The organism is Amycolatopsis mongoliensis, from assembly GCF_030285665.1.
In the GTDB taxonomy this organism is placed as follows: Bacteria; Actinomycetota; Actinomycetes; order Mycobacteriales; family Pseudonocardiaceae; genus Amycolatopsis; species Amycolatopsis mongoliensis.
The window spans coordinates 9,155,722-9,178,835 of the sequence record NZ_CP127295.1 but is presented as its reverse complement, the minus strand read 5'-3'; the positions used below and the strand labels follow the sequence as shown (position 1 = coordinate 9,178,835).

Sequence of the window (23,114 nt, the reverse complement as noted above, 5' to 3'; positions counted from 1 at the left end):
CCCCTTTCGCCTCAGGCCAGGAAGAACGACGCGGCGACCGCGAGCAGAGCCAGCAGGAACGAGCCGGCCAGCAGTTCCGGGACCCGGAACAGCCGCAGCTTCGCCAGGAACACCTCACCCGCGGCCAGCAGCGACCCGAGCAGCGTGACCTTGACGATCCAGGCCAGCAGGCCGACCCCGATCGCCAGCGGCGCGGCGGAGGTCGCGATACCCCACGGCAGGAACAGATTCGCCAGGAGACCGAGGAACACGCTCAGCCGCATCGCCGACGCCAGCTCCACCAGCGCGAGGTCCGGGCCCGCGTACTCGAGGATCATCGCCTCGTGCACCATCGTCAGCTCCAGGTGCGTGGACGGGTTGTCCACCGGCAGCCGCCCGGTCTCCGCGACGATCACCACGACCAGCGCGACCGCCGCCAGCAGGCTCACCGGGGAGATCACTCGCGCCGGATCATCCACAGTGGACGTGATGATCGAGGCCAGGTTCGTCGACCCGACCCGCACCGACAGCGCGAAGATCGCCACCAGCAGGGTCGGCTCGACCAGCGCGATGATCGTCATCTCCCGGCTCGAGCCCATCCCGCCGAACGCGGTGCCGGTGTCCAGCCCGGCCAGCGCGAGCGCGACGGTGCCCAGCGCGAGCAGCGCGACGACCGCGAACAGATCCGCCACCGGCCCGAGCGCCGAGCTGGTGGTCAGGAACGGCGTGACGACCGCCACCACCAGCGTGGTTGCCACCAGCACGAGCGGCGCGACCCGGAACACCTCGCTGGTGCCGCGTGGGGTGATCGGTTCCTTGCGCAGGAGCTTGCGCAGATCCCGCCACGGCTGCAGGATCCCGGCGCCGGCGCGGCCTTCCAGGCGGGCCCGGATCTGCCGCATCACGCCCACCAGCAGCGGGGATCCGCCGAGGACCACGATCGGCTGCACGATCCCGCCGACGATGCCGACCGCGCTCACCGGGTCACCGCCAGCAGGAGCAGAAGCCCGCACACGGCGTAAAAGCCGTAGCCGAGGTAGCGGTGCACGCTGCCGGTGGCCAGCCGCCGCGCAGCCTGCCCCCACTGTGTCACCGCGGCGAGGACCGGCGCGTAGAGCCGGCGCTCGATTCGGTCGGGTACCCGGCGGCGGTAGGCCACGGCTTGCACGAGGTAGTCCGACTCCTGGTGGTGGGTGACGTCGACGTCGGTTTCGGGTTGCACCACGTTGTCGAAGACCCGTTGCAGCGGCTCGGCGAACGACGTCGCCGTGTACTCCATCCGGGACGACATCGGCCCGGCACCGCAATCCCACAACCGGGCCTCCCGGCGGGCGCGCCGCGCAGCCACCACCCGCAGCCCTCCGACGGTGACGATCACACCGAGCAGCAGGGCCAGGGTGAGCAACAGAGGTGACAGTGCACCGGTGATTCCGGCCAGCCGCACCGTCACCGCGTCCGCGGCCAAGGGATCGGCGGATCCGGTGACGACCGCTGCCGTCCGGCCCAGCCCCGGCAGGACCACCCCGGGCATGACCGCGAGAACCGCACTCGCCAGCCCGGCCAGCCCGATTCCGGCGAGCATGCCGGGCGGGCTTTCGTGCGCGTTCTCCGCGGCGTCGCTGCGGGGGCGGGCGAGGAAGCCCACGCCGAACGCCTTGACGAACGTCGCGACCGCCAGCCCTGCCGTCAGCGCGACCGCCGCCACCGCCGGCGGCATTGCGATCGCGGTGGCCGCCCCGGAGGCCGGCAGCCCGTGGATCAACGCTTGCAGCAGCAGCCATTCGGACACGAACGCGGTCCCTGGCGGCAGCGCCGACGCAGCGAGCGCGCCCCAGCCGAACAAAGCGGTGGTCGCCGGCATCCGGCCGCGCAGCCCGCCGAGCTGGTCGAGGTCGCGGGTCCCGGTGGCGTGCAGGACCGACCCGGCGGCCAGGAACAGCAGTGTCTTGAACGCCGCGTGGCCGACGACGTGCAGCAGCGCAGCCGCCAGCGCGAGCCCGGCCAGGTCGCGGCGCCCGGCGGAAGTGAACAGCCCGGCCGCGCCGACTCCGAGCAGCACCAGGCCCATGTTCTCCGTCGTGGAGTAGCCGAGCAGCCGTTTCAGGTCGGTGCCCATGGCGGCCTGCAGGATGCCGTACACCGCCGAGGCCGCGCCGAGGGCCAGGACCAGCAGCCACCACCAGCGGGGCCCGCCGCCGAGCAGGTCGAATCCGACCCGCACGATCCCGTAGATCCCGAGGTTGACCATGGCCGCCGACATCAACGCCGACACATGACTCGGCGCCTCCGGATGCGCCCGCGGCAGCCACGCGTGCAGGGGCAGGATCCCGGCCTTCGAGGAGAACCCGACGAAGGTCAGGACGAACACCGTCCCGGCGGTGGCGGGCGGGAGGTGGGCGGCGCGCAATGCGGCGAAGGTGTCGTCGCTCGCGTGCGCGGTGGCGATGAGCAGTCCGATGAGGACGGTCACGAGCCCGAGGTGGGTCATCACCGCGTACCAGCGGCCCGCCGACGCGACCTCGGGACGCCGCCGGTGTTCGGCCAGCACCAGCAGCAGCGACGCCAGTGCCATCAGCTCCCAGCACAGCAGGAAGGTCCCGACGCTCGCGGCGGCCGGCACCAGCAGCATCGCCGTGACGAAGACGGGCAGCGCGGCCTGGACCGCCCGGGAGTCCAGGCCGCGCCGGGCATAGGAGATCCCGTAGATCCCAGCCGCGACCGCGACCCCGCCGGTGACCGCGACGAATACCCCGCCCAGCCGGTCGAGCGTGAAACTCACCCCGGACAGCGGCAGCACAGCGGGCAGAGCGAGGGAAACCGACTGGCCGCTCGCGGCCAGCACGCCGGCGACCACCGCGAGGCTCCCGGTGAGCGCGGTGCCCGCCCCGGCCGCGGCGGAGCGGGACGGCGCCGGGACCACGGTCGCCGCGACGGCACTGAGCAGGCCGATCGCCACGGCGACCGCGAACGTCAATCCCAGGAGGTTCATCGCCCGGTGAGCTTCCGCAGGCCTTCGACGATGGCCTCCGGCCGCGGCGGGCACCCGGCGATCTCGAGGTCCACCGGCACGACGTCCGAGACCGCGCCGGCCACGCCGTACGCACCGGCGAAGGCCCCGCAGTTACGAGCGCAGTCCCCGACGGCGACGACCAGCCGAGGTTCCGGCACCGCTTCGTAGGTTCGACGCAGCGGTTGGGCCATGTTGCGCGTCACCGGCCCCGTGACCAGCAGGACGTCGGCGTGCCGGGGCGAGGCGACCAGCCGGGCACCGTAGCGCTCGGCGTCGTACACCGGCCCGAACGCCGACCCGATCTCCACCTCGCAGCCGTTGCACGACCCGGCGTCCACGTGCCGCACCTGCACCGACCCGCCCAGCAGCTCCGCGGCGTCCGGACGCGGTCCGGCCGGTCGGGGCGGCGCGGATTCGGCCACCCGGCCCGTCCGGCGGATCTTGCGCCACAACCTCAGCACACCCTGCTCCTGACTTCGTCGACCGACCGTGGAGCGACCGCCCCGCCCTGGTGACGGAGGCGGATTCGGGCGGGGCGGTCGCGGCTCATCCCCCGTCCACCGCTTGCGGCCGGACCGCCGAATGCGCCGGGTCGCGCAGGTCGTCGAGCAGGCCGATCTGCTCGGTGAGCACGCCGCTGAGGATCCTGCGGGCAATGTCCGGCAGTTCAGCCACGTGCAGGCCGGCCAGCGAGTAGTGCACCGTCGAGCCTTCCCTGCGCGCCGTCACCAGCGCGGCCCGGCGCAGCACCGCAAGCTGCTGGGACAGGTTCGTCTTCTCGATCCCCACGTCCGGCAGCGTCTCGGCGACCGAGTACTCGCGGTGGCTCAGCAGCTCGAGCACCCGGATCCGCGCAGGGCGGGGCAGCGTCTTGAAGAACGCCGTTTTCACCTGGTGGTCGGGGCTGTTCACTCGACAAGCCTCCTGCACTCGCGCGGATCTTTTGTTCAGCAGTTGCGAATCTTAGCAAGTCCGAAAAACGGTTGAACCGGGAGCCCGTGTCACGAGACGGGACGTGGCCGGACGGTTTACTGGGAGAGACGGTCGAGGTGAACACCTGTCGCGATGTCGGTGATCAGTCGAGTGAGCGTCAGCCCCTGGCCGCGGGCGACCGGGCGGTTGCAGGGCAAGACCGGAGCCAGTGCCCGTGCGCACGTGGCGAGCACTTCGATGTCCAGTCCCAGCCCTGCCGTGCTCGCGGCCGCGCGAAGCAGGCCGACGCCGACGAAGGGGGCGACATGGACGTCGTCGCGGGAGATCGCCGTGATCCCGGCTCGCCGGTAGTCCGCCGCCGCGGCGGGTCCGTTGACGAGGTCGATCACCAAGTCGGCCCCGTGCAGCACCGAGTGCAGCGGGAAGACGGCGGCGTCGGACGAGTTCCACGTGGTGATGTCCGCGACGCCCGAGGCCATGAGAATGACCGACAGCATCGGCGATTCCCGAGCACCGGCGACGACCATGCTGCAGCGTCGGAGGCTGCGGCCGTCGAAAGCCACGGAGCGCAGGGCGATCGCGGCGAGCACGACGGCGTTCACGTCGTGCTCCGACACTGTCGGGCGAACACCATGGGACTGCAGTTCGTTCGTGACGTGATAAGCACGTTCCGCATCGACGTATGCGAGCAGGACGGATCCGACATCGGCCGGCAGCCCGCGCACTCCCGCCGCCAGCCCGTCAGGACTGTCGGCGAGGATCACCCGTGGGACGGCCACCAGTCCGCTGAGATCGCTGATCAAGGCCGCGTCCGCCCGCAACATCGCGTTCACGTCGGCAGTGCGGGGCAGGGCGCTTCCGTCGGAAACGATCGCGACCCGAGAGCCCCCGGCCACGGCGTCCGGCATCGGCCCTTCCGAACTCAACACCCAGCGCCCTCCGGTCCCCTGTTCGATGTCCGGCCTCAGCGGGCGGCGTCGGCGGCGGTCAGCTCCGCGCGGTCGATCCACGTCGCGGTGTCCACGCCGTGCCGCTCGGCGAGATCAAGCAGTTCCTTGATGCGGGCGACGTGGAGGTCGACGTCGTCTTCGCGCTCGGCGAGCCGGGCTGCAGCCAGATCTTCGTGTGCCCTGTCGACTCGTCCCTGAAGGACTGTCACGAACTCGCTCATCGTCTCCCGCCTCTTCCCGGCCCAGCGCCCGCGCCGGCAAATTGGCGCACTGACGACACCACCATCGTCTATGCACTTAATAAAATTTGCAAGTCTTGTGTTGCGCGAGCATGCTCACACTCGCCGGTCACTTTCAGTGCTCCGGAAGGGGTGCGGAGGCTGGGACTCTCGCGGTCACGCGCTCCGCGTGCGCTTCGACGGGCGAGAACCGGCGGCAGGTTCCCGCAGGTCGTCGAGGAGCTCGATCTGACCGGCGAGGACGCCGGTGAGGATCCGCCGGGCGACCGCCAGCAGCTCGGCAACGTGCGGGCTGGTCAGGGAGTAGTACACGGTCGAGCCTTCCTTGCGGGTCACGACCAGGCCGGCGCGCCGCAGCACGGCCAGTTGCTGCGACAGGTTCGCCGCTTCGATCCCCACTTCGGGCAGCATCTCGGCTACCGCGTGTTCACGTTCACTGAGCAGCTCGAGCACCCGGATCCGGGCGGGATGACCCAGGGTTTTGAAGAATTCGGCCTTGGCTTGGTAGAGAGGCCTGCTCACGGACGGTCCCTCCTCACCACGCGGCCGCACCGGCAGCGTGTAAGACTTGCTAAGCTTAGCAAGTCTGTAATTTTCTCGCGAGCGACAGGCTCGCACCGGAGGCGGCGGATGCGTGAGATCACCGTCGGCGACCTGATGACGAGAGCGGTGATCACCGCCATCCGCGAAACGTCGATCAGGGAGATCGTAGCGATCCAAGCCGCGCGCCCCGGCGAGGCCGTACCGGTCATCGATGCCTCCGGCCGGCCGGTCGGCATGGTCTCGGAAGCCGACGTGCTCACAAAACTGGAGTTCCACGGCGGCTGGGACATGCCACCACTGCTCCGCGGAGCCGCGGCACGCGCCCGCTGGCGCAAGTCGGCAGCCACGACCGCAGGCGAAGTGATGACCGCCCCAGCGACCTGCATTGCCCCCGACGCCGGGTTGACCGCCGCCGTGCGGGCGCTCGCAACGGCGTCCGTGCCCGGCCTGTGCGTGATCGACCCCATGAGCAGGCTGATCGGCACGGTCAGCCGACTTGACATGCTACGGCCGTTCCTCCGCGACGACGTCGATCTGAAGACCGAGGTCGAGCAGGAGATTGTCGGCCGCGGTCGCGCTCAGGACACGATCTGTGTGGAGGTGGCGGACGGGATTGTCACTCTCGACGGCGCGCTCCTCCTGCGCAGCAGCGCCGACCACGCCTGCTGGAGAGCCCGGTGCGTACCCGGCGTGGTCGCCGTCGACAACCACCTCCGCTTCCAGGTGGACGACCTCATGATCACCGGTCTGTAAACGACTGGGTGCTGCGCATCAAACTCGGCGACTACCGCACCGTGACCGGTGAGGGACGGGGCCGCTCCCGCGCTTCGCCGACCACCTGGTCGATCGCGTCGCGAGGGCTCCCGGCGCACCGGCCGAAGGTGATAATGCCGGCGTGACAAACCCGTGGGTGGTCAGGTCGCACTGCCTTCGGTGAGGGCAGTGGCGAGCAGGATGATGCCGAGGGAGCCAGTACCGGCACCGCCGGCGCAGCCGTCCAGCCGAACATCGTCGGCGGTACCGAGGCCACCGGCATCCGGGAACTGGCCGACCTCACCCGCGGGCAGGTGATCGAGACACTGATCGCCAACCGGTTGACCTCTCCGGCACCCTTGGTCCGGGTCGGTGCCTGGGCACGGGAGTGGGCCGTGGCCGATGTCTTCGGTATCGATCCACCCCGGAGAAGGTCGCTCCCGTCATCACCGAACCGATCATCGGGACGAACGCCACTTCGGTCTGCAGCGGGGTGAACCCCCGCGTGTTCTCGAGGTAGGAGGTAGTACGTGAGGGACAGGAAGACTGCGATCATCCCGGTCCCGGAATCCCGAGTGACAAGTACGCCGTCCCGCGGCAACGGTGTTCCTCAGTGTGCGCGGCGCGTCGTTACTGCAGGTGGCGGCGCTGGCCGTGCTTCGTGTGATCGTGGTCGTTTCCGAGGCCAGGGCCCGGACATTCGAGCTACGTCAAAAGCCTTGCAGACGTTCCGCGCCATTGACACTTTGGAAGGGAACTCACGAAGGGAGTTTCCTTGATGTCAAAGAGAACGGTGGTGGCCGCGGGAGTGCTGGCGGTGGCCGGACTGGTGGCGACGAGCGCGCCGGCGTGGGCCAGCGGCAGCGCGACCCATCGGTGTGACTACGACACCAGCTTCTGTTTCACCCCGACCAGCACGGTCAGCGCCACCGGGACGGTTTGGGGCGACTACGCTCTGTGGGGGCCGTCCGGCACCGGAGTGATCCAGATCAACTTCCACCCACCTGGGGACCAGTACTGGTACTACAGGAACGTCAATTTCGACGCCAACAGGACGGACGGAACCCTGTCGATGGGCACGGTCCCCGCCGGCTCGGAGGTCTACACGGTCGTGACGGTCCAGAACGCGACCCACGCGATGCTTGCAGGATGGCACCAGGACTAACGATTCGGGAAAGCCGGTGGCGTCGGGCCCCGATATCGCATCGTCGACCCGACCCCGCCGTACCCCGTGGACTGGTTGACGACGTAGGCCGTCGTGCCCCTGCTGCACGGCGTCCAACTCGTCTCCCGGTGGCCAGACCTGCGGTCCCGGGCGGATGCTCCGCCTGTCCAGTGATGCTGAATCGGCCCGAACAGGACGTGCCAGAGGGCGTGGCCCCGACCGACCCGGGAGAAGCTCCCGGGTCGGTCCACTTGAGATCCGCTTCGACCTCTGCTGAACGTGCTGGAAAGTGGCCGAAACGGCCAGCTATCGAGGGCTACCCCGATCGGCACAGAGGGGGTGCGGATCGGCGCGAGCGCCGCGCACGTAGGCCACAACCACGTTGTTCGCCGGAGCCGGCGTCGAACGGGTCGGCCCTCTCCGGCGCGGGTCGACCGCCGGGTCCGCTGGCTCATGCGGCTCGACTTCAGTTCGGCGACCCGCCGGCGAACGCACCAGGTCGGGCAACCCTGACGCCAATTGGCGGCGCGAAGCGCCGGTCCTCGGCTGAAAACGCACGGTCCAGTGCTCCAGCCGCACTTCGTCAGGTTGGGTGGCGTCGTCGGTGGTGACCGGCTTTGGCGCGATGCTGATGACATCGTCGCCACCCTGACCAGGCCCAGGCGTGGACGCGGTCGGGCAGGCGGGTCAGGTGTGCCAGGAGACGGCGGATTTCGGCGAGGGTAAAGGGATGAGGCCAGTGTTTTGGGGTGTTCGCGGCGGTAACGGCCAGGTAGGCGTGGGCGAGCATCGCCAGCGTGCTGTGCCGGTACCAAGCGTCGTATCGACGGACCTGGTAATGGTCGAGGCCGACCTCGTTCTTGGCGCTCTGGAAGCATTCTTCGACGGCCCAGCGAGCTCCGGCCACCCGGACGATGCCCACCAGGTCGGCGGGAATCGCCGCCCGCACTTCTTCGTGGATCACGGGGTGTGCCAGTCGCGGAAGGCGTTGAGGAGGGTGTCGCGGGATTCGGGGGAGAGGGTTTCCGGTGGCAGGCGGCCGAGTTCGTCGATCGTCGTGCGGAACTGGTCGAGGTAGCGTTCGCAGCCTTCGCAGAGGGCGAGGTGCTCGATGAAGCGTGCTTCGGTGCCGGGGTCGAGGGCGTCGTCGAGGAACGCGGTGACGAGTTCGACGAATTCGTCGCAGTTCACGTCCTCACCCCCTTGCTCAGGTATTCCGCCAGCCGCTCCCGGACCGCGGCGCGGGCCCGGTGCAGCAGCACGCGTTGGTTGGCCGCGGAGATCTGCAGCATGGCACAGACCTCCTCGGCGGTGTGGTCCCCGACGTCGCGCAGGCTCAGCACCGCGCGCTGCCGGGCGGGGAGTTCCTCGAGCACGGTGGTGATCACCTGGCGGATCTCGAGGTTGAGCGCGGTGTCCTCCGGCGATGGCCAGGCGGCCGGGGCTTCCCGCCAGTGGCCGGGGTAGGCACCGTCGGCGCCCTGGAAACGGGCGGGGTCGACGGTCGGGCCGTGGTCCTCGTCCTGGGGCAGCAGGCTGGTCCAGGGCACGCTCCGGCGTTCGGCCAGGCCGCGTTTCTTGGCGGTGTTGACGAGGATCCGGTAGACCCAGGTCTTGAACGCCGACCGGCCTTCGAAGGCGTCGACGCCTTTGAGCACGGCGAGCCAGGTTTCCTGCACGACTTCCTCGGCGGAGGCGTGCGTGGACACGAACGAGCGGGCCAGCCGGAGCATCGGCGCCGACCACGCGTCGAGCACGGTGGCAAACGCCGCGTCGTCGCCGCGGCGGAGCTCGGCGACCAGCTCGTCGTCCGGCGGCAGCGTCGTCACCAGGCGAATATAGCCGCGGCAGGCACCGAAAAGGATGACCGTCACCTTACGGCCGCCTCCTCCCGGCTTCGCAGCAGCGACAGCGCGCCGCGGGGAAGACGAGCACCGACAACAGGCCTGCGTACACGAGCGCTGCCGTTCCGAGCCACCGGCGACATCGACCCGGTCAGCACGCCGATTTGTGAAGCGGTGACCAGGAACGGCAACGACGTCGCCTGCAGCAGTGCGGCCGCGAGCGCCCGGCGCCGGCCGAACTCCCGTGTGTACAGTAGTGCCGGGACGCCGCGGGTGAGCAACAGTGCTGCCAGGAAAAGAGGAACTCGCGCCAGCGCGACGGGATCGGCCGGCAACCCACCGAGGTCCAGCCGCAGTCCGCTGGTGACGAAGAAGACCGGGATGAGGAAGCCGTAGCCGATGGCGTCCAGCTCGACCCGGAACCGTGGGTGTGAGGCGGTGTCGCGGTCGAGCAGCCCGACCACCGCGCCGGCGAGGAACGCGCCCAGGATGCTCTCCAGCCCGAACGCCTCCGAGCGCGACCAGCAGCGCCACCGCTGCGCGGACCCGGATCTCGGCCGTGGTGTCCTGCAGCATGGTCAGGGTCACGCCGAGCCGGCGCGACTTCCCGGCCAGTGACACCACAGCCGCCGTCACCGCGACCAGCAGCACCACCCGCCCGCCGGTGCTGCCGCCGGAGGCCGAGAACAGCAGCGACAGCAGCACGACGGCGGCGAAATCGGCGACTGAGCAGGCGGCGATCACTGCCTGCCCGAGCCCGCTCTCGGCCTGCCCGGCGTCTTTGAGCACCGGCACGACCAGACCGAGCGCGAGCGTGATGCCGTAGCCGAGCAGGGCCAGCCGCAGAGCCCGCCCGCGCAGCCGGTGCACGTCGATCTCCAGCCCGGCCAGGAACAGCAGGAACGCCAGGCCGAGCAGGGCGGCGATCTGCACGGGCACGTCGGCGTCGACCCAGCCCAGCACGGACGGCCCGACGACGATCCCGAGCACGATCTCCAGCACCACCGCCGGCACCCGCAGCTTCGGGATGAGCGCCAGCAGCAGCGGTGCGACGAGCGCGATCGCCGCCACCGCGAACAGGTTCACGAACTCGACGTCGGGCATGGCGGGCTCAGCGGTATTCGGGGTTGGCGAAGTCGAAGCGGCAGCCGGCGTCCCATTCGCTGCGCTGGTTGCCGTGCACCGGAATGCCGCCCGCGTCCTTGAGCATCCGGGCCAGGTGAAGGAGGTTCCACGTCATGAACGTCGTGTTGCGGTTGGTGAAGTCGTTCTCCGGGCCGCCGGAGCCGGGGTCCAGATAGGACGGTCCGGGCCCGGCTTCGCCGATCCAGCCGGCGTCGGCCTGGGGCGGGATGGTGTAGCCGAGGTGCTGGAGGCTGTAGAGGACGTTCATGGCGCAGTGCTTGACGCCGTCTTCGTTGCCGGTGATGAGGCAGCCGCCGACCCGGCCGTAGTAGGCGTACTGGCCGGCGTCGTTGAGCAGGTGTGAGCAGGCGTAGAGGCGTTCGATGACGAGCTTGGTGACGGAGCTGTTGTCGCCCAGCCAGATCGGCCCGGCGATCACCAGGATGTCGGCGGCCATGACCTTTTCGTAGATGCCGGGCCAGGCGTCGGTTTCCCAGCCGTGCTGGGTCATGTCGGGCCAGACGCCGGTGGCGATGTCGTGGTCGATGGCTCGGAGCACTTCGACGGCGACGCCGTTCTTCTCCATGATCCCGCGGCTGACGTCGATCAGCCCTTCGGTGTTGCTGCGCTCGGGGGAGCGCTTGAGCGTGCAGTTGAGGAACAGGGCGCGCAGGTCCGTGTAGCTCGGCATGGGTCAGGCTCCTTCGGTGGCGAATCGGGTTTGCAGTGCGGCGAGGCCGGGCAGCAGGACGCCGTCACGGACGGCCGCGGCGACCTTGTCCTCGTCGGCTTCGTCGCAGTCGTAGCGGGCGTCCCATTCGACAACGCTCTGCGTACTGGCCGCGACGACCCGCATCCCGGACACGTAGTCGCGGACCGGCAGGCCGCCGTTGTCCTCGAAGGCGTACCGGATGCTGCGTGCTGTGTCGTCGAGGGCTATCAGGCGTTCGCGGTGGCCGCCGGTGGACACCCGGACGGCGCCGACGCGGTCGACCGGCCCGTCGTCGATCGCCGCGGGCGGCAGCACCGGGTGCCAGGAACCGATGGCGGCGAAGTCCCGCAGCAGTGTCCACACGGGACCCGGCGGGGCGTCGAGGACGGCGCTGGTCGTGAGGTGGGGCATGATCTTCCTTTCCGTTACAGGAGTTCGGCGTCCTGTTCGACGCAGAGCAGGGCGGGCCCGTCGGTGGCGAAGAGCGCCGTCATGGCGTCTTCGAGCTGGTCGCGGGCGGTGACGCGGATGCCGGTGGCGCCGCACAGTTCGGCGTAGGAGGCCCAATCCGGGTTGTGCAGTGAGGTCTGCCAGACCGGGTAGTCGCCGGCGAGCTGTTCCTTGCTGATCTTGCCGAGGGCGTTGTTGTTCAGCAGGACGTGCTTGATCGGGATGCCGTACTTGACGGCGGTGGTCAGCTCGGTCGCGTACTGCCCGAACCCGCCGTCGCCGGTGACCGCGACGATCGGGCGGTCCGGCGCGGCGGCCCAGGCGCCGAGCGCGGCCGGGTAGCCGAACCCGATGGAGCCGAGGTAACCGGACATCAGCACGGGTTGGCCTTGCGACTCCAGGTAGCGGCCGAGCGAGTAGGCGTGGTTGCCGACGTCCACGGCGACCACCGCGTCGGCAGGCAGGTGCCTGGAGAGCGCGTCGAACACCGCCGCCGCGGCCACCCCGCGGCCACGGTCGTCGCGGGCCCGGCGGGCCTTCTCCGCGCGCCAGATCTCCCGGCGCGCCGCGACGTCGGGACGCTGGTCTTCGGCCTTCGTCACACCCAGCGCGGCCGTGAGTGCGGCGACGGTGCGCTGCGCGTCGCCGAGCAGGGACATCGTGACCGCGTCGAACCGGCCGATCGCGGCGGGCTCGTCGTCGATCTGCAGGATCGGCTTGTAGGCGGCGATCCCGGTGTGGTTGGAGAAGGACGCGCCGACGACGATCAGCAGATCGGCCTCGTTCATCAGCCAGCTCGCCACCGGCGTGCCGCTGCGGCCGAGCACCCCGGCACCGAGCGGATGCGTATCCGGTACCAGGCCCTTCGCCTTGAACGTGGTCAGCACGGGCGCGTTGAGCGCCTCGGCCAGCTGCCGGACTTCGGTTTCGGCGCCGCGCGCGCCGTGCCCGGCGATCAGGACCGGCCGCCGTGCGTCGCGGACCAGCGCAGCCGCGGCGTCGATGGCGATGTCCTCGGGCCGGACACGGCGGTCGGCGGCACGGCCGGCCGGGGTGGACGCGGGCGCGTCGCTGGGCTGGCCCTGGACCTCGTCGGGCAGCACCAGGTGCGCCACCCCGCGCCGGTCGATCGCGTGCTTGACCGCGAGGGCGGCCAGCTCGGCGTGGTCACTTCCACTGTGGACGGTCGTGGTGGACACTGCGACGTCGCGGAAGACCGCCGAGAGGTCGACGTCCTGGAACGCACCCCGGCCCAGCACCTTCGACGGCACCTGCCCGGAGATCGCGAGGACTGGCGCACCGTCGAGTTTCGCGTCGTAGAGGCCGGTGAGCAGGTTCGTCGAGCCCGGTCCGGCGATGGCGAAGCACGCGGCCGGACGTCCGGTGAGCTTGCCGTACGCGCTCGCGGCGAACGCGGCCGCACCTTCGTGCCGGATCCCGATGTAGGTCAGCTCGCCGCGGGACTCTGCGCGGCGCAACGCCTCGGCGAACCCGAGGTTGGAGTGCCCGACCATGCCGAACACGTGGGTCACGCCCCAGGCCACGAGCGTCTCGACGAGCACGTCCGCGACCGTGCGCACGGCCTTCGCCGGTTCCGGGAGCTGGACGAACACGCCGTCCTCGCGCTGCTCGACCGGGTAGGTGGCGACACCGTCGGAGAAGCCCTCCGGCGGCTGCCCGGAGATCGGGTCGTAGTCGTAGCCGTGCCACGGGCAGCGCAGCAGTCCTTTCTCGATCGAGCCCTCGCCGAGCGGGCCGCCCTGGTGCGGGCAGCGGTTCTCCAGCGCACCCAGCCGCGCGCCGCAGCGCGACAGCGCGACGCTGCGGCCGCCGACCGTGACGCTGCGGACCCGGCCCTCGTCCGGCACGTCCGCCGGGTCGACCCGATGCCAGCCGTTCTCCGTCATGTAACGCCTCCCTGGCTCGCGGACTCTGTGCCGTCGAAAGAGTGGTGACGGCAGACTCAGTGCCTCGGCAGGGGCCAGGCGTTACACGAGGAGTACGACGATGACCGAGAAGGTTCTGGAAACCACCCGGCGCTTCCTGCACGGGGCCGCGGAGCTGCTGCTCGCCGGGCCTCAGCACCGCGAAACCGGGCGAATCGACTTACGCGTGGCCGACGGCGGCTTCGGCACCGCGGCCGCACCCGACCTGCGCATCGAAGGTGACGAACTCCTGACCGGATTCGGCCGGTTTCCCCTCAACGGCCGGTCGTACGACGACGTCGCCGCGGCGGCCGGGCTCCAAGCCGGGGAGCCCGCCGGGGTGTACGGCGGCGGCCCGGGCGTCCGGACCGACGAGGTGATCATCCTCGACGCGGACGCGGTGGAGACGCTGATGGCGGCGTTCGCCGACGGGGATCGCGCCCTTCGTGAATTCGCGCCTGACAGCACGCCGATCCTGTGGCCGGAACACTTCGACGTCGCGATCACCCTCGACCAGGTGAACTACGGTGTCTCGCCGGGCGACCAGTACGTCGCCGAGCCTTACGCTTATGTCGGGCCGTTCGAACCCCGCCAGGGTGAGTTCTGGAACGCACCGTTCGGCGCGGCCCGGACGATGGCCGAACTCGGCGACGCGGACGCCGTCGCCCGGTTCTTCCGCACCGGCCGCGAGCTCACCGCCCGCCGTGTCCGATGTGCGCGTGGAAGCTCATTCCGGTTCGCGGGAGGGGCTGCGGCCGCTGTTCGAGCTGGCCGAGGACTCCCAGATCCAGCTGGACTCCTACATCGCCTCCGGAAGGGTCCTCGTCGCCTTGCAGGGGAGGAAGGCGATCGGTCATCTGCAGCTGGTCGAGACCCACGAACCGGGTGAGGTCGAGATCAAGAACATGGCCGTGCGGGAGGACCGGCAAGGCTGCGGTGTGGGTGGCCTGCTCGTGCGTGCTGCCGTCGAGTTGGTCGCCGGCGGGTCGGGATCGACGCTGGTGGTCGCCACCGCTGCGGCCGACATCGGGAATCTGCGGTTTTACCAGCGGCAAGGGTTTCGGCCGAGATCGATCGAACGGGACGCCTTCACCCCGGCCACTGGTTACGCGCCGGGGATCCGGATCGATGGCATCGAGTTGCGCGACCGGGTCTGGCTGGACTACTCACTCACCTCGGCGCCGTAAGGGATCCCTAATCATTGATTTGATTGGTTACCGGTCAACCGAGGTTACTCTCGGCTGATGCTCGGTCCGCGATGGTTTCCGGCTGCGCTGTTCGCGGTGCCGGGCTTGCTGCTCGCCGGGTTCGGTGCCGTCCATCCTGCGGTGCTGGATGCGGCTACCGCGCCCTGGTGGACCACGTTGCACATCATCCTGCTGCCCGTGTTCCCCTTGCCGGCAGCGGCGCAGTGGCTTTTGCTGGCGCCGGCGCCGCCGTGGATTCGCTGGCCGGGGCGGCTGGCGGCGTTCGGTTTCGCGGCCTTCTACGGAGGTCTCGACGCGGTCGCCGGTATCGCCGCGGGCACCGTGACGGCCGCGCAGCGCGGTGTCACGCCGGTGGTCGGCTCCCTGTTCGAGGTCGGCGACCTGCTCGGGCACATCGGCGCGGGGTGCTTCCTCGCCGCCACCGTGCTGATCGTGGTCGCGACGGCGGTGCGCGCAGGGTGGCGAGTAGTGCCCGGCGCGGCGTTCCTGCTGATCGCGAGTGTGTCCTTTCTCGACAGCCACATCTTCTGGCCTCGCGGCGTGTTCACCATGGTCGGCGCCGCGGTCGGGATGTCCCTGCTGCACTACGCCGGTTCGGCCGCGGTGGTCCAGCGAGCGCCTGCGCCGTCTTGATCCGTGCGTGGCGAGATCCCACGACGATGGCGAGCGGCGAGGTCGGAACGGGCAGATGCGAGCACTCGAGGCAGCGGCGTGGCCAGTGGTGGCCGGACCCGCGATCCGGACACCCGTCGCGGACGGGACGATCCTGATCCGCGCTTCGGGGACGATCGGTGCCGCCGGGCTCACGTTCCTCCGAGACGAGCTGGCCATGGCCTGTGAGGTCGGTCGTGGATTGGTGCTGCTGGACCTGTCGGAGTGCATCGTGACCGGCGACGACGCCGTTCGCGTGGTTCGGGCTGTCGCCCTCAGCGCGCGGCGGACGCGCTGCAGGGTGCGGGTCGTCACGGACGATGGTGCTGTTGTCGCCGCTTTGGACGTGCTGGTGGCGCTGGTGGTCGGCGTGCCGGCCTTGGTCCGGACCGTGGTGCCCCGGGATTTCCCGGCGTTCAGCGTCGTCACCGACCTCGTCGTGGGCGTGCTGCCCCTGGGGCTAAGCGGGCTCAGTGCGGTGCTGACCTCCCGGCAGTGAGCGAAGGTGCAGGTTGGGGGGCCGCGCTGCGTGATTGAGACAAGTATTGCATAATGCAATAGTGTCTACAGGTAACAGCACCTCGGTCAGGCGCGTCCCGGTCCCGGTCCGGCAGCCGATCGGGCGGTGGCTGCGGGAAAGCCGGAGCGGTCTGGTCGGGCTGGCCGTGCTCATCGGCGCGGGCGCCGGGCTCGGCGCCATCGTGTTCCGCTGGCTCATCACGACGTTCACCCACCTGTTCTCCGGGCAGGCCGACTACGCCGACGCCGGTCGAGCCGCCCACCCGTGGCTTCCGGAGCTGGGGCCGTGGTTCCTGCTGCTCGCGCCGGTGGTCGCGGGGCTGATCTACGGGCCGCTGGTGTACAAGTTCGCGCCGGAGGCGCGCGGCCACGGCGTGCCCGAGGTGATGTACGCGGTCGCCGAGCGCGGCGGACGGATTCCCGCGCAGGTGAGCGCGGTGAAGGCGCTGGCGTCGGCGCTGACCATCGGCTCCGGCGGTTCGGTCGGGCGCGAGGGCCCGATCGTGCAGATCGGGTCCGCGCTCGGCTCCACCCTGGGCCGCCTCACCCGGCTGCCCGAGTCCCGCCTGCGGGTGCTCGTCGCGTGCGGTGCGGCGGGTGGAATCGCGGCGACGTTCAACGCGCCACTGGCCGGTCCGTTCTTCGCGATGGAGCTGATCCTGCGCGACTTCGCCGCGGAGTCGTTCGGCGCGGTGGTGCTGGCCAGCGTGACCGCGAGCGTGGTCGGGCGGGCCGCGTTCGGGAACACCCCGTTCCTCGACCTGCCGCCCTTCACCCTGCGCAACCCCGTCGAATATCTGCTTTTCGTCGTGCTCGGCGTTGTCGTGGGTGCGTGCGGGGTGCTGTTCACCCGGGTCCTGTACCGGATCGAAGACTTCTGCGACTGGGTGTGGCGCGGGCCGGAGTGGCTGCGTCCGGCTGTCGGCGGCGTGGTCCTCGGCGGGCTGCTGCTGGTGTTGCCGCAGATGTACGGCGTCGGGTACCCGGTGCTGCAGAACGCCGTCGAAGGCAAGTACCTGATCGGGTTCCTGCTGCTGTTGCTGGTGGGCAAGATCGTCGCGACGAGCCTGACGATCGGCATCGGCGGCTCGGGCGGCGTGTTCGCGCCGTCGCTGTTCATCGGCGCGATGGGCGGGACGGCCTTCGGGATCATGGTGCACGCGTGGCTGCCGTCCCTGACCGCTTCGCCGGGCGTCTACGGGCTGATCGGGATGGGCGCGGCGTTCGCGGGGGCGGCGCGGGCGCCGATCACCGCGGTGATCGTGCTGTTCGAGCTGACCGGCCAGTACACGATCATCCTGCCGATGCTCACCGCGATCGTGATCGCGACAGCGACGAGCCGGGCGCTGTCGCGGGACACGATCTACACGCTGAAGCTGCGCCGCCGGGGCGTCGACCTCGACCGGCACCCGCAGGAACGCCGGCTCGCCGCCACGACGGTCGAAGCCGTCGCCGAGCCGCTTCCCGAACCCCTGCCCGCCGGCACTCCGCTGGAGCGGGCCGCACACGCCCTGGCGGTGTCCGGGCACGGCATCTTGCCGGTGGTCGACGAAGAAGGCCGCTACCAGGGCTGCGTCACGGCGCAAGCCGTCGCCGAGGCGCTGGGCGACGACCACGACGGCACCGTGGGGGACCTGGCCGAGCTGCCGCCCCTGGTCACCTGCGAGACATCGCTCGCCGACGCCTTGACCGCGTTGACGAACGCCCCCGGTACCGGTTTGCCGGTGCTCGACGGCGACCACCAGCTGACCGGCTGGCTCACGCACCAGGCGGTGCTGTCCGCGCTCGCGTCATCGGCGGTGCCCTGATGCTGGACAACGAGGCCGCCCGCGAGGTGTTCGGGCCGGCCGGCCACGTGCGCGCCCGTCGCCGCGGCGGTGGGCGCGCCCTGCGGGCCCCGGCCTGGGAACTCTGGAACCGCCCGGCGGCGTACCTTGCGCTGCCGGACCGCTGTGCCGATCATCCCGGGCGCGACCTCATGCTGGTCCGCTGAGCGTGGCTGGAAGGTCTGTCTGGAGAACCCCTCACCAGTCGTCGGCGGTGGTGGCGCGGCTTTGGGACGCGGGTGATCGCGGGCCCCGGCCGAAGAGGGTGACTTCGTCGCCGATGCTCGCCGGGCGTCGCAAGGGCAGCCGGGGCAAACGGAGTTGCTCTCCGGCTACGCCGCCGGCCGGAACGTGCCGCGGTTCCGGTGACGCCGGGTCAGGTCCAGACGGCTTCGGGGGCGATGGCCGACGCGGGCGGCTCGCCGCCGGCCTCGGCGAACGCGGTGAGGCTGTCGACCAGGCCGTGGCGGGCCTCGTCCGGCATCCGGGCGACGATCTTGGCGATCTCCTTGCGCCGCCGCGCGGTCACCTGACGGACCACCTTTGTGCCCTCGCGGGTCAAGGCCAGCACGATCTCCCGGCGGGAGACGGTGCTGTGCTGCCGGTCGACCATGCCGACCGTGACCAGGCGGTCGACCATCCGGCTCGCGGTCGACGGCGTGACCTGCAGGTACTCCGCGAGGTCGGCGTGCTTGAGCGGGCCCCGGGTCTGCAGGACCACCAGGAGCCGGAACTGCGGCAGGGTGATCGCGTCGCCGGCGGCGGCGATCGACCGGGCCGACACGGCCACCAGCAGGCGGGAAGCGGTCAGCACGGCGTCGGTGACAGCGTCGACGTCCGTCGCGTCGAGGGCAGGGGAGCTGCGAGGCATACCCACCAGTGTGCCCGACGCGGGCATGGACCTGCCGAACAGCCGCGCCAAATCTTCCCCTTCCGCCTGATTGATCTGTTATGTCCGGGTGTACAGGGCCACTGGCAGCTATCGGTAAAGTATTGCATACTGAAACAATGAGTGGAGGAAACATACTTTCGTGGAGCGCGCATGAGCCCGCGTGACGGACTGTCGCGGCCGATGTTCGGCAAGGTCGACCCGTGCTGCCTGCTCGCCGCGCTGCCGATGCTGCTCGTCGCCGGGATCGTGGTGGCGATGGTCAGCGTTCCCGCCGGTCTGATCGTCGCGGTCCTTGCCGGCTTGGTCGTCGTGTTCGATTCGTGGGCCAACCGGCCCGGCCCGGTGCCGCCCACCCGGCGACCGCGACCGCAGACGAGGCCCGTGCCGGTGGGCGCCCGGCCGCGACCACCGGTGGCGAGGCCGGGTGCGTATCGGCCGCGGCCCGGGGTGCGGCAGCCGGCGCCCGGGGCGCCGTACCGCCGCTGACCCCACTGCTTCACAGGTCTGGCACCGGGAGCTGGGCGTAGTCGACGTCGCCGGTCTTCTCCAGCAGGTTGATGTGGGTCTTGATGTAGTCGCCCGCGAGATCCGCGAATGGCCGGACCAGGGTGTTGCGCGTGTCGGCGCGCACCGTGGACACCAGGATCAGGGCCTCTGCGTGGGCCTTGCGCAGGGTGTTGACGTAGTCCCGGTCGAACGCGTCCCCGAATTCGCCGCGCATGCGGTCGATCCCGGCCTGCATGTCGGGGGCGGGCTGGGTCGGAACGGCCAGGCCCATCCGGGTGCTGATGTCGGTGTCGCGGTTTTCGAGGTCCTTGTGCTGGGTGATGATGGTCTGGGCGGCTTCCTGGACGGCCGGGTTGGCCGAGCGTTGCAGGGCCCAGGTCGACGTGGTGATCTCGCGGAGGCTGGTCTGTTCCACGATGGTGAGCAGCTTCCTCCCGGCGGGGCTGATCGGCCCGAACGGCGTCTGGGTGAGGTTGGCTTCGGTCAGCGTCGACGGCGCTGCCGCGGCCGCTTGGCTTGCCGCCGCCGGGGTCTGGGGAGCCGTCACGACCTGGGCGTCGGGTGGAGCGCACGCGGTGACGGCGAGGGCGAGCACGCCGCACAGCGCGATTGACGGCTTCCGGGACTTCATCGTCGGCCTCCAGGGGAGTTCGGTGTCTTCCCTGGGGAACACGGATCCCGGCGCCGGCTGGTTCAGTCAAACTGTTGTGCCATCATTCTGTTCGATGCGGAAACCTTCGGAGCTGCTTCGGTGAAACGGTTGCGGCCGAGCCAGGCGATCGTGTTCCGGACCGCTTCGCGGGTTCCGTCGAACCGGATCGCTTGCTCGGACAGTGCTTCCCGCCAGGTCCGGTGGCCTAGCCAGACGCCTGCCAGCGCGGAGACGGTGCAGTCGATCCGGGCCACCACGGGCAGCCGGGGATCGGTGTCGGTGGACGAAGCACCTTCGGGGGACAAGACCAGCCACCACCAGCGGGGTGGCGGGGTTTCGGCGAACCTCAGGTGCAGGGAGACCCTTTCCCGGGGCAGCCGGGCGGGGTCGATGCTCCGGCAGATGTCGAGCAGCAGCAGGTTCGGCTTCAGGTCGCCGCTTCGCGGTGGCGGCATCCAGCGACGGCCCCAGTGACCCAGGTGCTCGATCACCGGGGCGAGGTCGCGCCCGGCCGGGGTCAGCGCGAACCGTCCTTCGCCGGTGGATGCCAGTCGCGTCACGACGCCGGCTTCGGCGAGCTGCTTGAGCCGCCGGGCCAGCAGCGCGGACGACATGCCCGGCACGCCGCGGGCGATCTCGCTGGTGCGGCTGCTGCCGTGCAGCAGTTCGCGGATGACGAGCAGGGTCCACGACTGGCCGAGCACTTCGGCCGCGGTCGCCACCGGGCAGTGCTGGCGATATGAAGTCATGCGTGTTCGAGCGTGCGCAGGACGCGGAACCGGGCCAGCCGGTGCAGCATCTCGCCCATGGCCTCGGGCACGATCTGGCCTTCGAGGTCGGTGCGGGCCGACCGGACGATCGCGGTGATGTCGGCCGCGGGCAGCAGCGACGCGAACTCGCCGGTCAGCCAGGTGCGGACCTCGTCGGTGATGTCGTCGGCCTGGTGGGTTTCGACGGTCATGCCCTCATTGTGTGGGCGACGGCGTGGGCTGCACCTGACGACTGGCTGACGATTCGGGCGGGCAGGGCGTCGGTGGAGCGGGCCTGCTGGTCACGGTCGGGGTCGCGGTCGGCACCGGAGTCGTGATCGGCTCCGGCTCGTCCTCGGTCGTCACCCCGCAGCCGGCGAGGCACAGCACCGCCAGCAGCGCGAGAGCGATCTTCATGACGCGGCCTCCGGGAGTTCGACGATGAACCGGGCGCCGCCACCGGGGCGGTCTTCGACCCAGACGCGGCCGTCGTGGCGGTGGACGTGGTCGGCGACGATGGCCAGTCCGAGGCCGCTGCCGGTGTCCTGGTCGCGGCGGGCGGCGTGCAGGCCGCGGGCGAACCGTTCGAAGATGCGCTCGCGCAGGGCGGGCGGGACGCCGCTGCCGGCGTCGTCGACGATGATCCGGGCGCGGCCCTCGTGGCGGTGGACGGTGACGGCGACCGCGCCGCCCCCGTAGTGGTCGGCGTTGTCGAGCAGGTTGGCGACGACCCGGTCGATCCGGCGGCGGTCCACGGAGACCAGCGGCGTGGCGGAGTCCGTCTCGATGCGCATGTCGGCGGCGGGTCTGCTCTCGACGACGTTGCGGACGAGCTCGCCGAGGTCGACCAGCTCGACGGTGCTGTCGGCCTCGTCCTGGTCGGCTCGTGAGATCTCGAGCAGGTCGACGACCATGCGCTGGAACCGCCGCAGTTCCGCTCTCAGCAGCCGCAGTGCGCGTTGCGCCGTCGGCGGCATGGCGTCCTGCCGGCGTTCCAGCACCTCGCTCACGTTCACCATGGTGGTGAGGGGGGAGCGCAGTTCGTGGCTGACGTCGGAGGCGAACCGCGCGTCCCGGCGCACGCGCTGTTCCAGCTGCCCGGCGGTGGTGTTGAAGCTCGCGGCGAGCGGGGCCAGGTCGGGGTCGGATTGGTCGGGGAGCCGGGTCGCGAGGTCGCCGCGCGCGACGCGGGACGCGGCGGTCGTCAGGGCGGTCAACGGGCGCAGTGCGCGGCGGGCGGACCAGGCGCCGAGCCCGACCCCGAAGAGTGCGGCCGCGACGGTGCCGGTGATGAGCAGGGTGCTCAGGTAGCGGAAGGTGCGGTCCAGCTCCAGCAGCGGGTACAGCTCGACGTAGACGCTGTCCGGGCCGACCGGTGTCGCCACTCCCAGTACCGGGATCCCGTCGGCGGCGAACCGCTGTCGTGCCGTGATCCCGCGGTGGGCCTCGTCGAGCAGGCCGCGCGGGACCACTCCGGGATCGAGCTGCCGGCCGCTGGTGAGCCAGCCGGCCGGGCGCGACAGCAGGATCGACGAGTCCGGGCCGGTCGCCAGGCCGGTCAGCAGCTCGTCGAGGTCGTCGGCGTGTTCGGCCAGGGCGGTGGTGACGAGGCGGACGTTGACCTCGGACTGGCGGGTGACGCTCTGCTCGCGCTGGTCGAGCATGTAGCCGGTGGTGAGATTCCAGGTGGCCACGGCGAGGATGGTCATCACCAGCGCGAGGCCGATGCCGAAGGCCGCCGCGACCCGCCAGCGCAGCGAAAGCCGCCGGATCACGGTTCGGGGGCGATGCGGTAGCCGCTGCCGCGGACAGTCAGCACCAGGCTCGGTGTGTCGGGGTCGGGTTCGACCTTGCGGCGCAGCCGTCTGATGTGGACATCGAGCAGTCGCGTGTCGCCGAAGTAGTCGTGCCCCCACACACGCTGGAGCAACTGCTCGCGGGTGACCACCTTGCCGTCGGCCGCGGCGAGCTCGGCCAGCAGGCGGAACTCGGTGCGCGTCAGGTGCACGGGGACGCCGTCGCGGTGGACGGCTTCCTCGTCCGGCCGGATTTCGAGTCCGCCGAGGGTGATGTGGGCGGGCCGTTCCGGAGCCGCCCGGCGGAGGAGGGCGCGGATCCGCGCCGCGAGCTCGCCCGCCACCAGCGGCTTGGTGACGTAGTCGTCCGCGCCCGCCTCGAGGCCCGCGATGACGTCCTGGGTATCGGTGCGGGCCGTGATGACGATGATCGGGAGGTCGCCGCGCTCGCGCACGGCGCGGCAGACGGTGAGCCCGTCGATGCCCGGCAGCATGAGGTCGAGCAGCACCACGTCGACCGTGGTGGACTCCAGCAGCTCCAAGCCGTCCTCGCCGGTCGGCGCGGTCGTCACGGCGAAGTCTTCGTCTTCCAGGGCGAGACTGAGGGCCTCGCTGATCATCACGTCGTCTTCGACGAGTAGTACTCGCGTCGGCATTCTCCGGATCCTATCAGCAGGTAAATTGTT

28 protein-coding genes and 3 pseudogenes are annotated in these 23,114 nt (G+C 70.5%); 9 read left to right on the top strand and 22 right to left on the bottom strand.

Annotated elements, in window-relative coordinates; translation table 11 throughout:
* Positions 1-11 precede the first annotated feature (11 nt).
* From QRX60_RS44020 to QRX60_RS43990, 7 genes are all read right to left on the bottom strand, one after another.
* Positions 12-959: a respiratory chain complex I subunit 1 family protein gene (locus QRX60_RS44020; protein WP_285997404.1), complete on the bottom strand. Its 948-nt coding sequence runs from the start codon at positions 957-959 to the stop codon at positions 12-14.
* Positions 956-2,968 carry a proton-conducting transporter transmembrane domain-containing protein gene (locus tag QRX60_RS44015; protein ID WP_285997403.1) on the bottom strand — a complete coding sequence of 671 codons (2,013 nt, stop codon included), beginning with the start codon at positions 2,966-2,968 and terminating at the stop codon, positions 956-958. The genes QRX60_RS44020 and QRX60_RS44015 overlap by 4 nt, the downstream gene beginning before the upstream one ends.
* A complete protein-coding gene (locus tag QRX60_RS44010) occupies positions 2,965-3,450 on the bottom strand; it encodes an NADH-quinone oxidoreductase subunit B family protein (RefSeq protein ID WP_285997402.1) in 486 nt (161 codons plus the stop codon). The genes QRX60_RS44015 and QRX60_RS44010 overlap by 4 nt, the downstream gene beginning before the upstream one ends.
* An 85-nt stretch (positions 3,451-3,535) precedes the next feature.
* Positions 3,536-3,901 (bottom strand): ArsR/SmtB family transcription factor, encoded by a 366-nt coding sequence (locus QRX60_RS44005; RefSeq protein WP_285997401.1) that lies wholly within the window; start codon positions 3,899-3,901, stop codon positions 3,536-3,538.
* A gap of 116 nt (positions 3,902-4,017) precedes the next feature.
* Positions 4,018-4,830 (bottom strand): hypothetical protein, encoded by an 813-nt coding sequence (locus QRX60_RS44000; RefSeq protein ID WP_285997400.1) that lies wholly within the window; start codon positions 4,828-4,830, stop codon positions 4,018-4,020.
* 56 nt (positions 4,831-4,886) lie between these two features.
* Positions 4,887-5,093 carry a hypothetical protein gene (locus QRX60_RS43995; protein WP_285997399.1) on the bottom strand — a complete coding sequence of 69 codons (207 nt, stop codon included), beginning with the start codon at positions 5,091-5,093 and terminating at the stop codon, positions 4,887-4,889.
* A gap of 174 nt (positions 5,094-5,267) precedes the next feature.
* Positions 5,268-5,633: an ArsR/SmtB family transcription factor gene (locus QRX60_RS43990; protein ID WP_285997398.1), complete on the bottom strand. Its 366-nt coding sequence runs from the start codon at positions 5,631-5,633 to the stop codon at positions 5,268-5,270.
* A 108-nt stretch (positions 5,634-5,741) separates the two neighbouring features.
* On the opposite strand from QRX60_RS43990, the gene QRX60_RS43985 reads away from it, so the two are divergent.
* On the top strand, positions 5,742-6,407 hold the full coding sequence (locus tag QRX60_RS43985) for a CBS domain-containing protein (protein ID WP_285997397.1): 666 nt from the start codon (positions 5,742-5,744) through the stop codon (positions 6,405-6,407).
* 778 nt (positions 6,408-7,185) lie between these two features.
* Positions 7,186-7,572 carry a hypothetical protein gene (locus QRX60_RS43980; protein WP_285997396.1) on the top strand — a complete coding sequence of 129 codons (387 nt, stop codon included), beginning with the start codon at positions 7,186-7,188 and terminating at the stop codon, positions 7,570-7,572.
* A 687-nt stretch (positions 7,573-8,259) separates the two neighbouring features.
* Here the strand turns inward: QRX60_RS43980 and QRX60_RS43975 are convergent.
* From QRX60_RS43975 to QRX60_RS43940, 8 genes and pseudogenes are all read right to left on the bottom strand, one after another.
* Positions 8,260-8,488, bottom strand: a pseudogene (locus QRX60_RS43975) (IS701 family transposase); the annotation flags it as partial.
* A gap of 44 nt (positions 8,489-8,532) precedes the next feature.
* Positions 8,533-8,763, bottom strand: coding sequence for an anti-sigma factor family protein (locus QRX60_RS43970; protein ID WP_285997395.1), 231 nt, complete (start codon positions 8,761-8,763; stop codon positions 8,533-8,535).
* A pseudogene (locus tag QRX60_RS43965) lies at positions 8,760-9,329 on the bottom strand (RNA polymerase sigma factor); the annotation flags it as partial. The gene QRX60_RS43970 and the pseudogene QRX60_RS43965, both read right to left, overlap by 4 nt.
* Before the next feature lie 113 nt (positions 9,330-9,442).
* Positions 9,443-9,880, bottom strand: a complete 438-nt coding sequence (locus QRX60_RS43960; RefSeq protein WP_286003824.1) for a cation:proton antiporter domain-containing protein — start codon at positions 9,878-9,880, stop codon at positions 9,443-9,445.
* A gap of 391 nt (positions 9,881-10,271) precedes the next feature.
* Positions 10,272-10,520: pseudogene (locus tag QRX60_RS43955) on the bottom strand (cation:proton antiporter domain-containing protein); the annotation flags it as partial.
* Between the two features lie 7 nt (positions 10,521-10,527).
* Positions 10,528-11,232 (bottom strand): flavodoxin family protein, encoded by a 705-nt coding sequence (locus QRX60_RS43950; RefSeq protein ID WP_285997394.1) that lies wholly within the window; start codon positions 11,230-11,232, stop codon positions 10,528-10,530.
* Positions 11,233-11,235: 3 nt separating this feature from the next.
* Complete coding sequence (locus QRX60_RS43945) at positions 11,236-11,664, bottom strand: SRPBCC family protein (RefSeq protein ID WP_285997393.1); 429 nt, start codon at positions 11,662-11,664, stop codon at positions 11,236-11,238.
* Between the two features lie 14 nt (positions 11,665-11,678).
* Positions 11,679-13,610: a thiamine pyrophosphate-binding protein gene (locus QRX60_RS43940; protein ID WP_285997392.1), complete on the bottom strand. Its 1,932-nt coding sequence runs from the start codon at positions 13,608-13,610 to the stop codon at positions 11,679-11,681.
* Positions 13,611-13,710: 100 nt separating this feature from the next.
* Between QRX60_RS43940 and QRX60_RS43935 the strand changes: the two genes are divergently transcribed.
* From QRX60_RS43935 to QRX60_RS43910, 6 genes are all read left to right on the top strand, one after another.
* Positions 13,711-14,517 carry a hypothetical protein gene (locus QRX60_RS43935; RefSeq protein WP_285997391.1) on the top strand — a complete coding sequence of 269 codons (807 nt, stop codon included), beginning with the start codon at positions 13,711-13,713 and terminating at the stop codon, positions 14,515-14,517.
* Positions 14,459-14,815 carry a GNAT family N-acetyltransferase gene (locus QRX60_RS43930; RefSeq protein ID WP_285997390.1) on the top strand — a complete coding sequence of 119 codons (357 nt, stop codon included), beginning with the start codon at positions 14,459-14,461 and terminating at the stop codon, positions 14,813-14,815. The genes QRX60_RS43935 and QRX60_RS43930 overlap by 59 nt, the downstream gene beginning before the upstream one ends.
* Positions 14,816-14,872: 57 nt before the next feature.
* The gene (locus QRX60_RS43925) at positions 14,873-15,469 is read left to right on the top strand and encodes a hypothetical protein (protein ID WP_285997389.1); all 597 of its coding nucleotides are present in this window, start codon (positions 14,873-14,875) and stop codon (positions 15,467-15,469) included.
* Positions 15,470-15,557: 88 nt separating this feature from the next.
* A complete protein-coding gene (locus QRX60_RS43920) occupies positions 15,558-15,986 on the top strand; it encodes a hypothetical protein (RefSeq protein ID WP_285997388.1) in 429 nt (142 codons plus the stop codon).
* A gap of 61 nt (positions 15,987-16,047) precedes the next feature.
* Positions 16,048-17,814: a chloride channel protein gene (locus QRX60_RS43915; RefSeq protein ID WP_285997387.1), complete on the top strand. Its 1,767-nt coding sequence runs from the start codon at positions 16,048-16,050 to the stop codon at positions 17,812-17,814.
* Complete coding sequence (locus tag QRX60_RS43910) at positions 17,814-17,999, top strand: hypothetical protein (RefSeq protein WP_285997386.1); 186 nt, start codon at positions 17,814-17,816, stop codon at positions 17,997-17,999. Before QRX60_RS43915 ends, QRX60_RS43910 begins: the two co-directional genes overlap by 1 nt.
* A 209-nt stretch (positions 18,000-18,208) precedes the next feature.
* Here QRX60_RS43910 and QRX60_RS43905 read toward each other — a convergent pair whose 3' ends face one another.
* A complete protein-coding gene (locus QRX60_RS43905) occupies positions 18,209-18,703 on the bottom strand; it encodes a MarR family winged helix-turn-helix transcriptional regulator (RefSeq protein WP_285997385.1) in 495 nt (164 codons plus the stop codon).
* Positions 18,704-18,874: 171 nt separating this feature from the next.
* Here QRX60_RS43905 and QRX60_RS43900 point away from each other — a divergent pair, with 171 nt between their 5' ends.
* A complete protein-coding gene (locus QRX60_RS43900) occupies positions 18,875-19,210 on the top strand; it encodes a hypothetical protein (protein ID WP_285997384.1) in 336 nt (111 codons plus the stop codon).
* A 10-nt stretch (positions 19,211-19,220) separates the two neighbouring features.
* Here QRX60_RS43900 and QRX60_RS43895 read toward each other — a convergent pair whose 3' ends face one another.
* The 6 genes from QRX60_RS43895 to QRX60_RS43870 form a co-directional block, all read right to left on the bottom strand.
* Positions 19,221-19,862, bottom strand: a complete 642-nt coding sequence (locus QRX60_RS43895) for a DUF4142 domain-containing protein (protein WP_285997383.1) — start codon at positions 19,860-19,862, stop codon at positions 19,221-19,223.
* A gap of 62 nt (positions 19,863-19,924) precedes the next feature.
* A complete protein-coding gene (locus tag QRX60_RS43890) occupies positions 19,925-20,632 on the bottom strand; it encodes a winged helix-turn-helix transcriptional regulator (protein WP_285997382.1) in 708 nt (235 codons plus the stop codon).
* Positions 20,629-20,844, bottom strand: coding sequence for a hypothetical protein (locus QRX60_RS43885; RefSeq protein WP_285997381.1), 216 nt, complete (start codon positions 20,842-20,844; stop codon positions 20,629-20,631). Before QRX60_RS43885 ends, QRX60_RS43890 begins: the two co-directional genes overlap by 4 nt.
* 4 nt (positions 20,845-20,848) lie before the next feature.
* Positions 20,849-21,049: a hypothetical protein gene (locus QRX60_RS43880; RefSeq protein WP_285997380.1), complete on the bottom strand. Its 201-nt coding sequence runs from the start codon at positions 21,047-21,049 to the stop codon at positions 20,849-20,851.
* Positions 21,046-22,407 (bottom strand): HAMP domain-containing sensor histidine kinase, encoded by a 1,362-nt coding sequence (locus QRX60_RS43875; RefSeq protein ID WP_285997379.1) that lies wholly within the window; start codon positions 22,405-22,407, stop codon positions 21,046-21,048. The genes QRX60_RS43880 and QRX60_RS43875 overlap by 4 nt, the downstream gene beginning before the upstream one ends.
* Positions 22,404-23,084 (bottom strand): response regulator transcription factor, encoded by a 681-nt coding sequence (locus QRX60_RS43870; RefSeq protein WP_285997378.1) that lies wholly within the window; start codon positions 23,082-23,084, stop codon positions 22,404-22,406. Before QRX60_RS43870 ends, QRX60_RS43875 begins: the two co-directional genes overlap by 4 nt.
* Positions 23,085-23,114 lie beyond the last annotated feature (30 nt).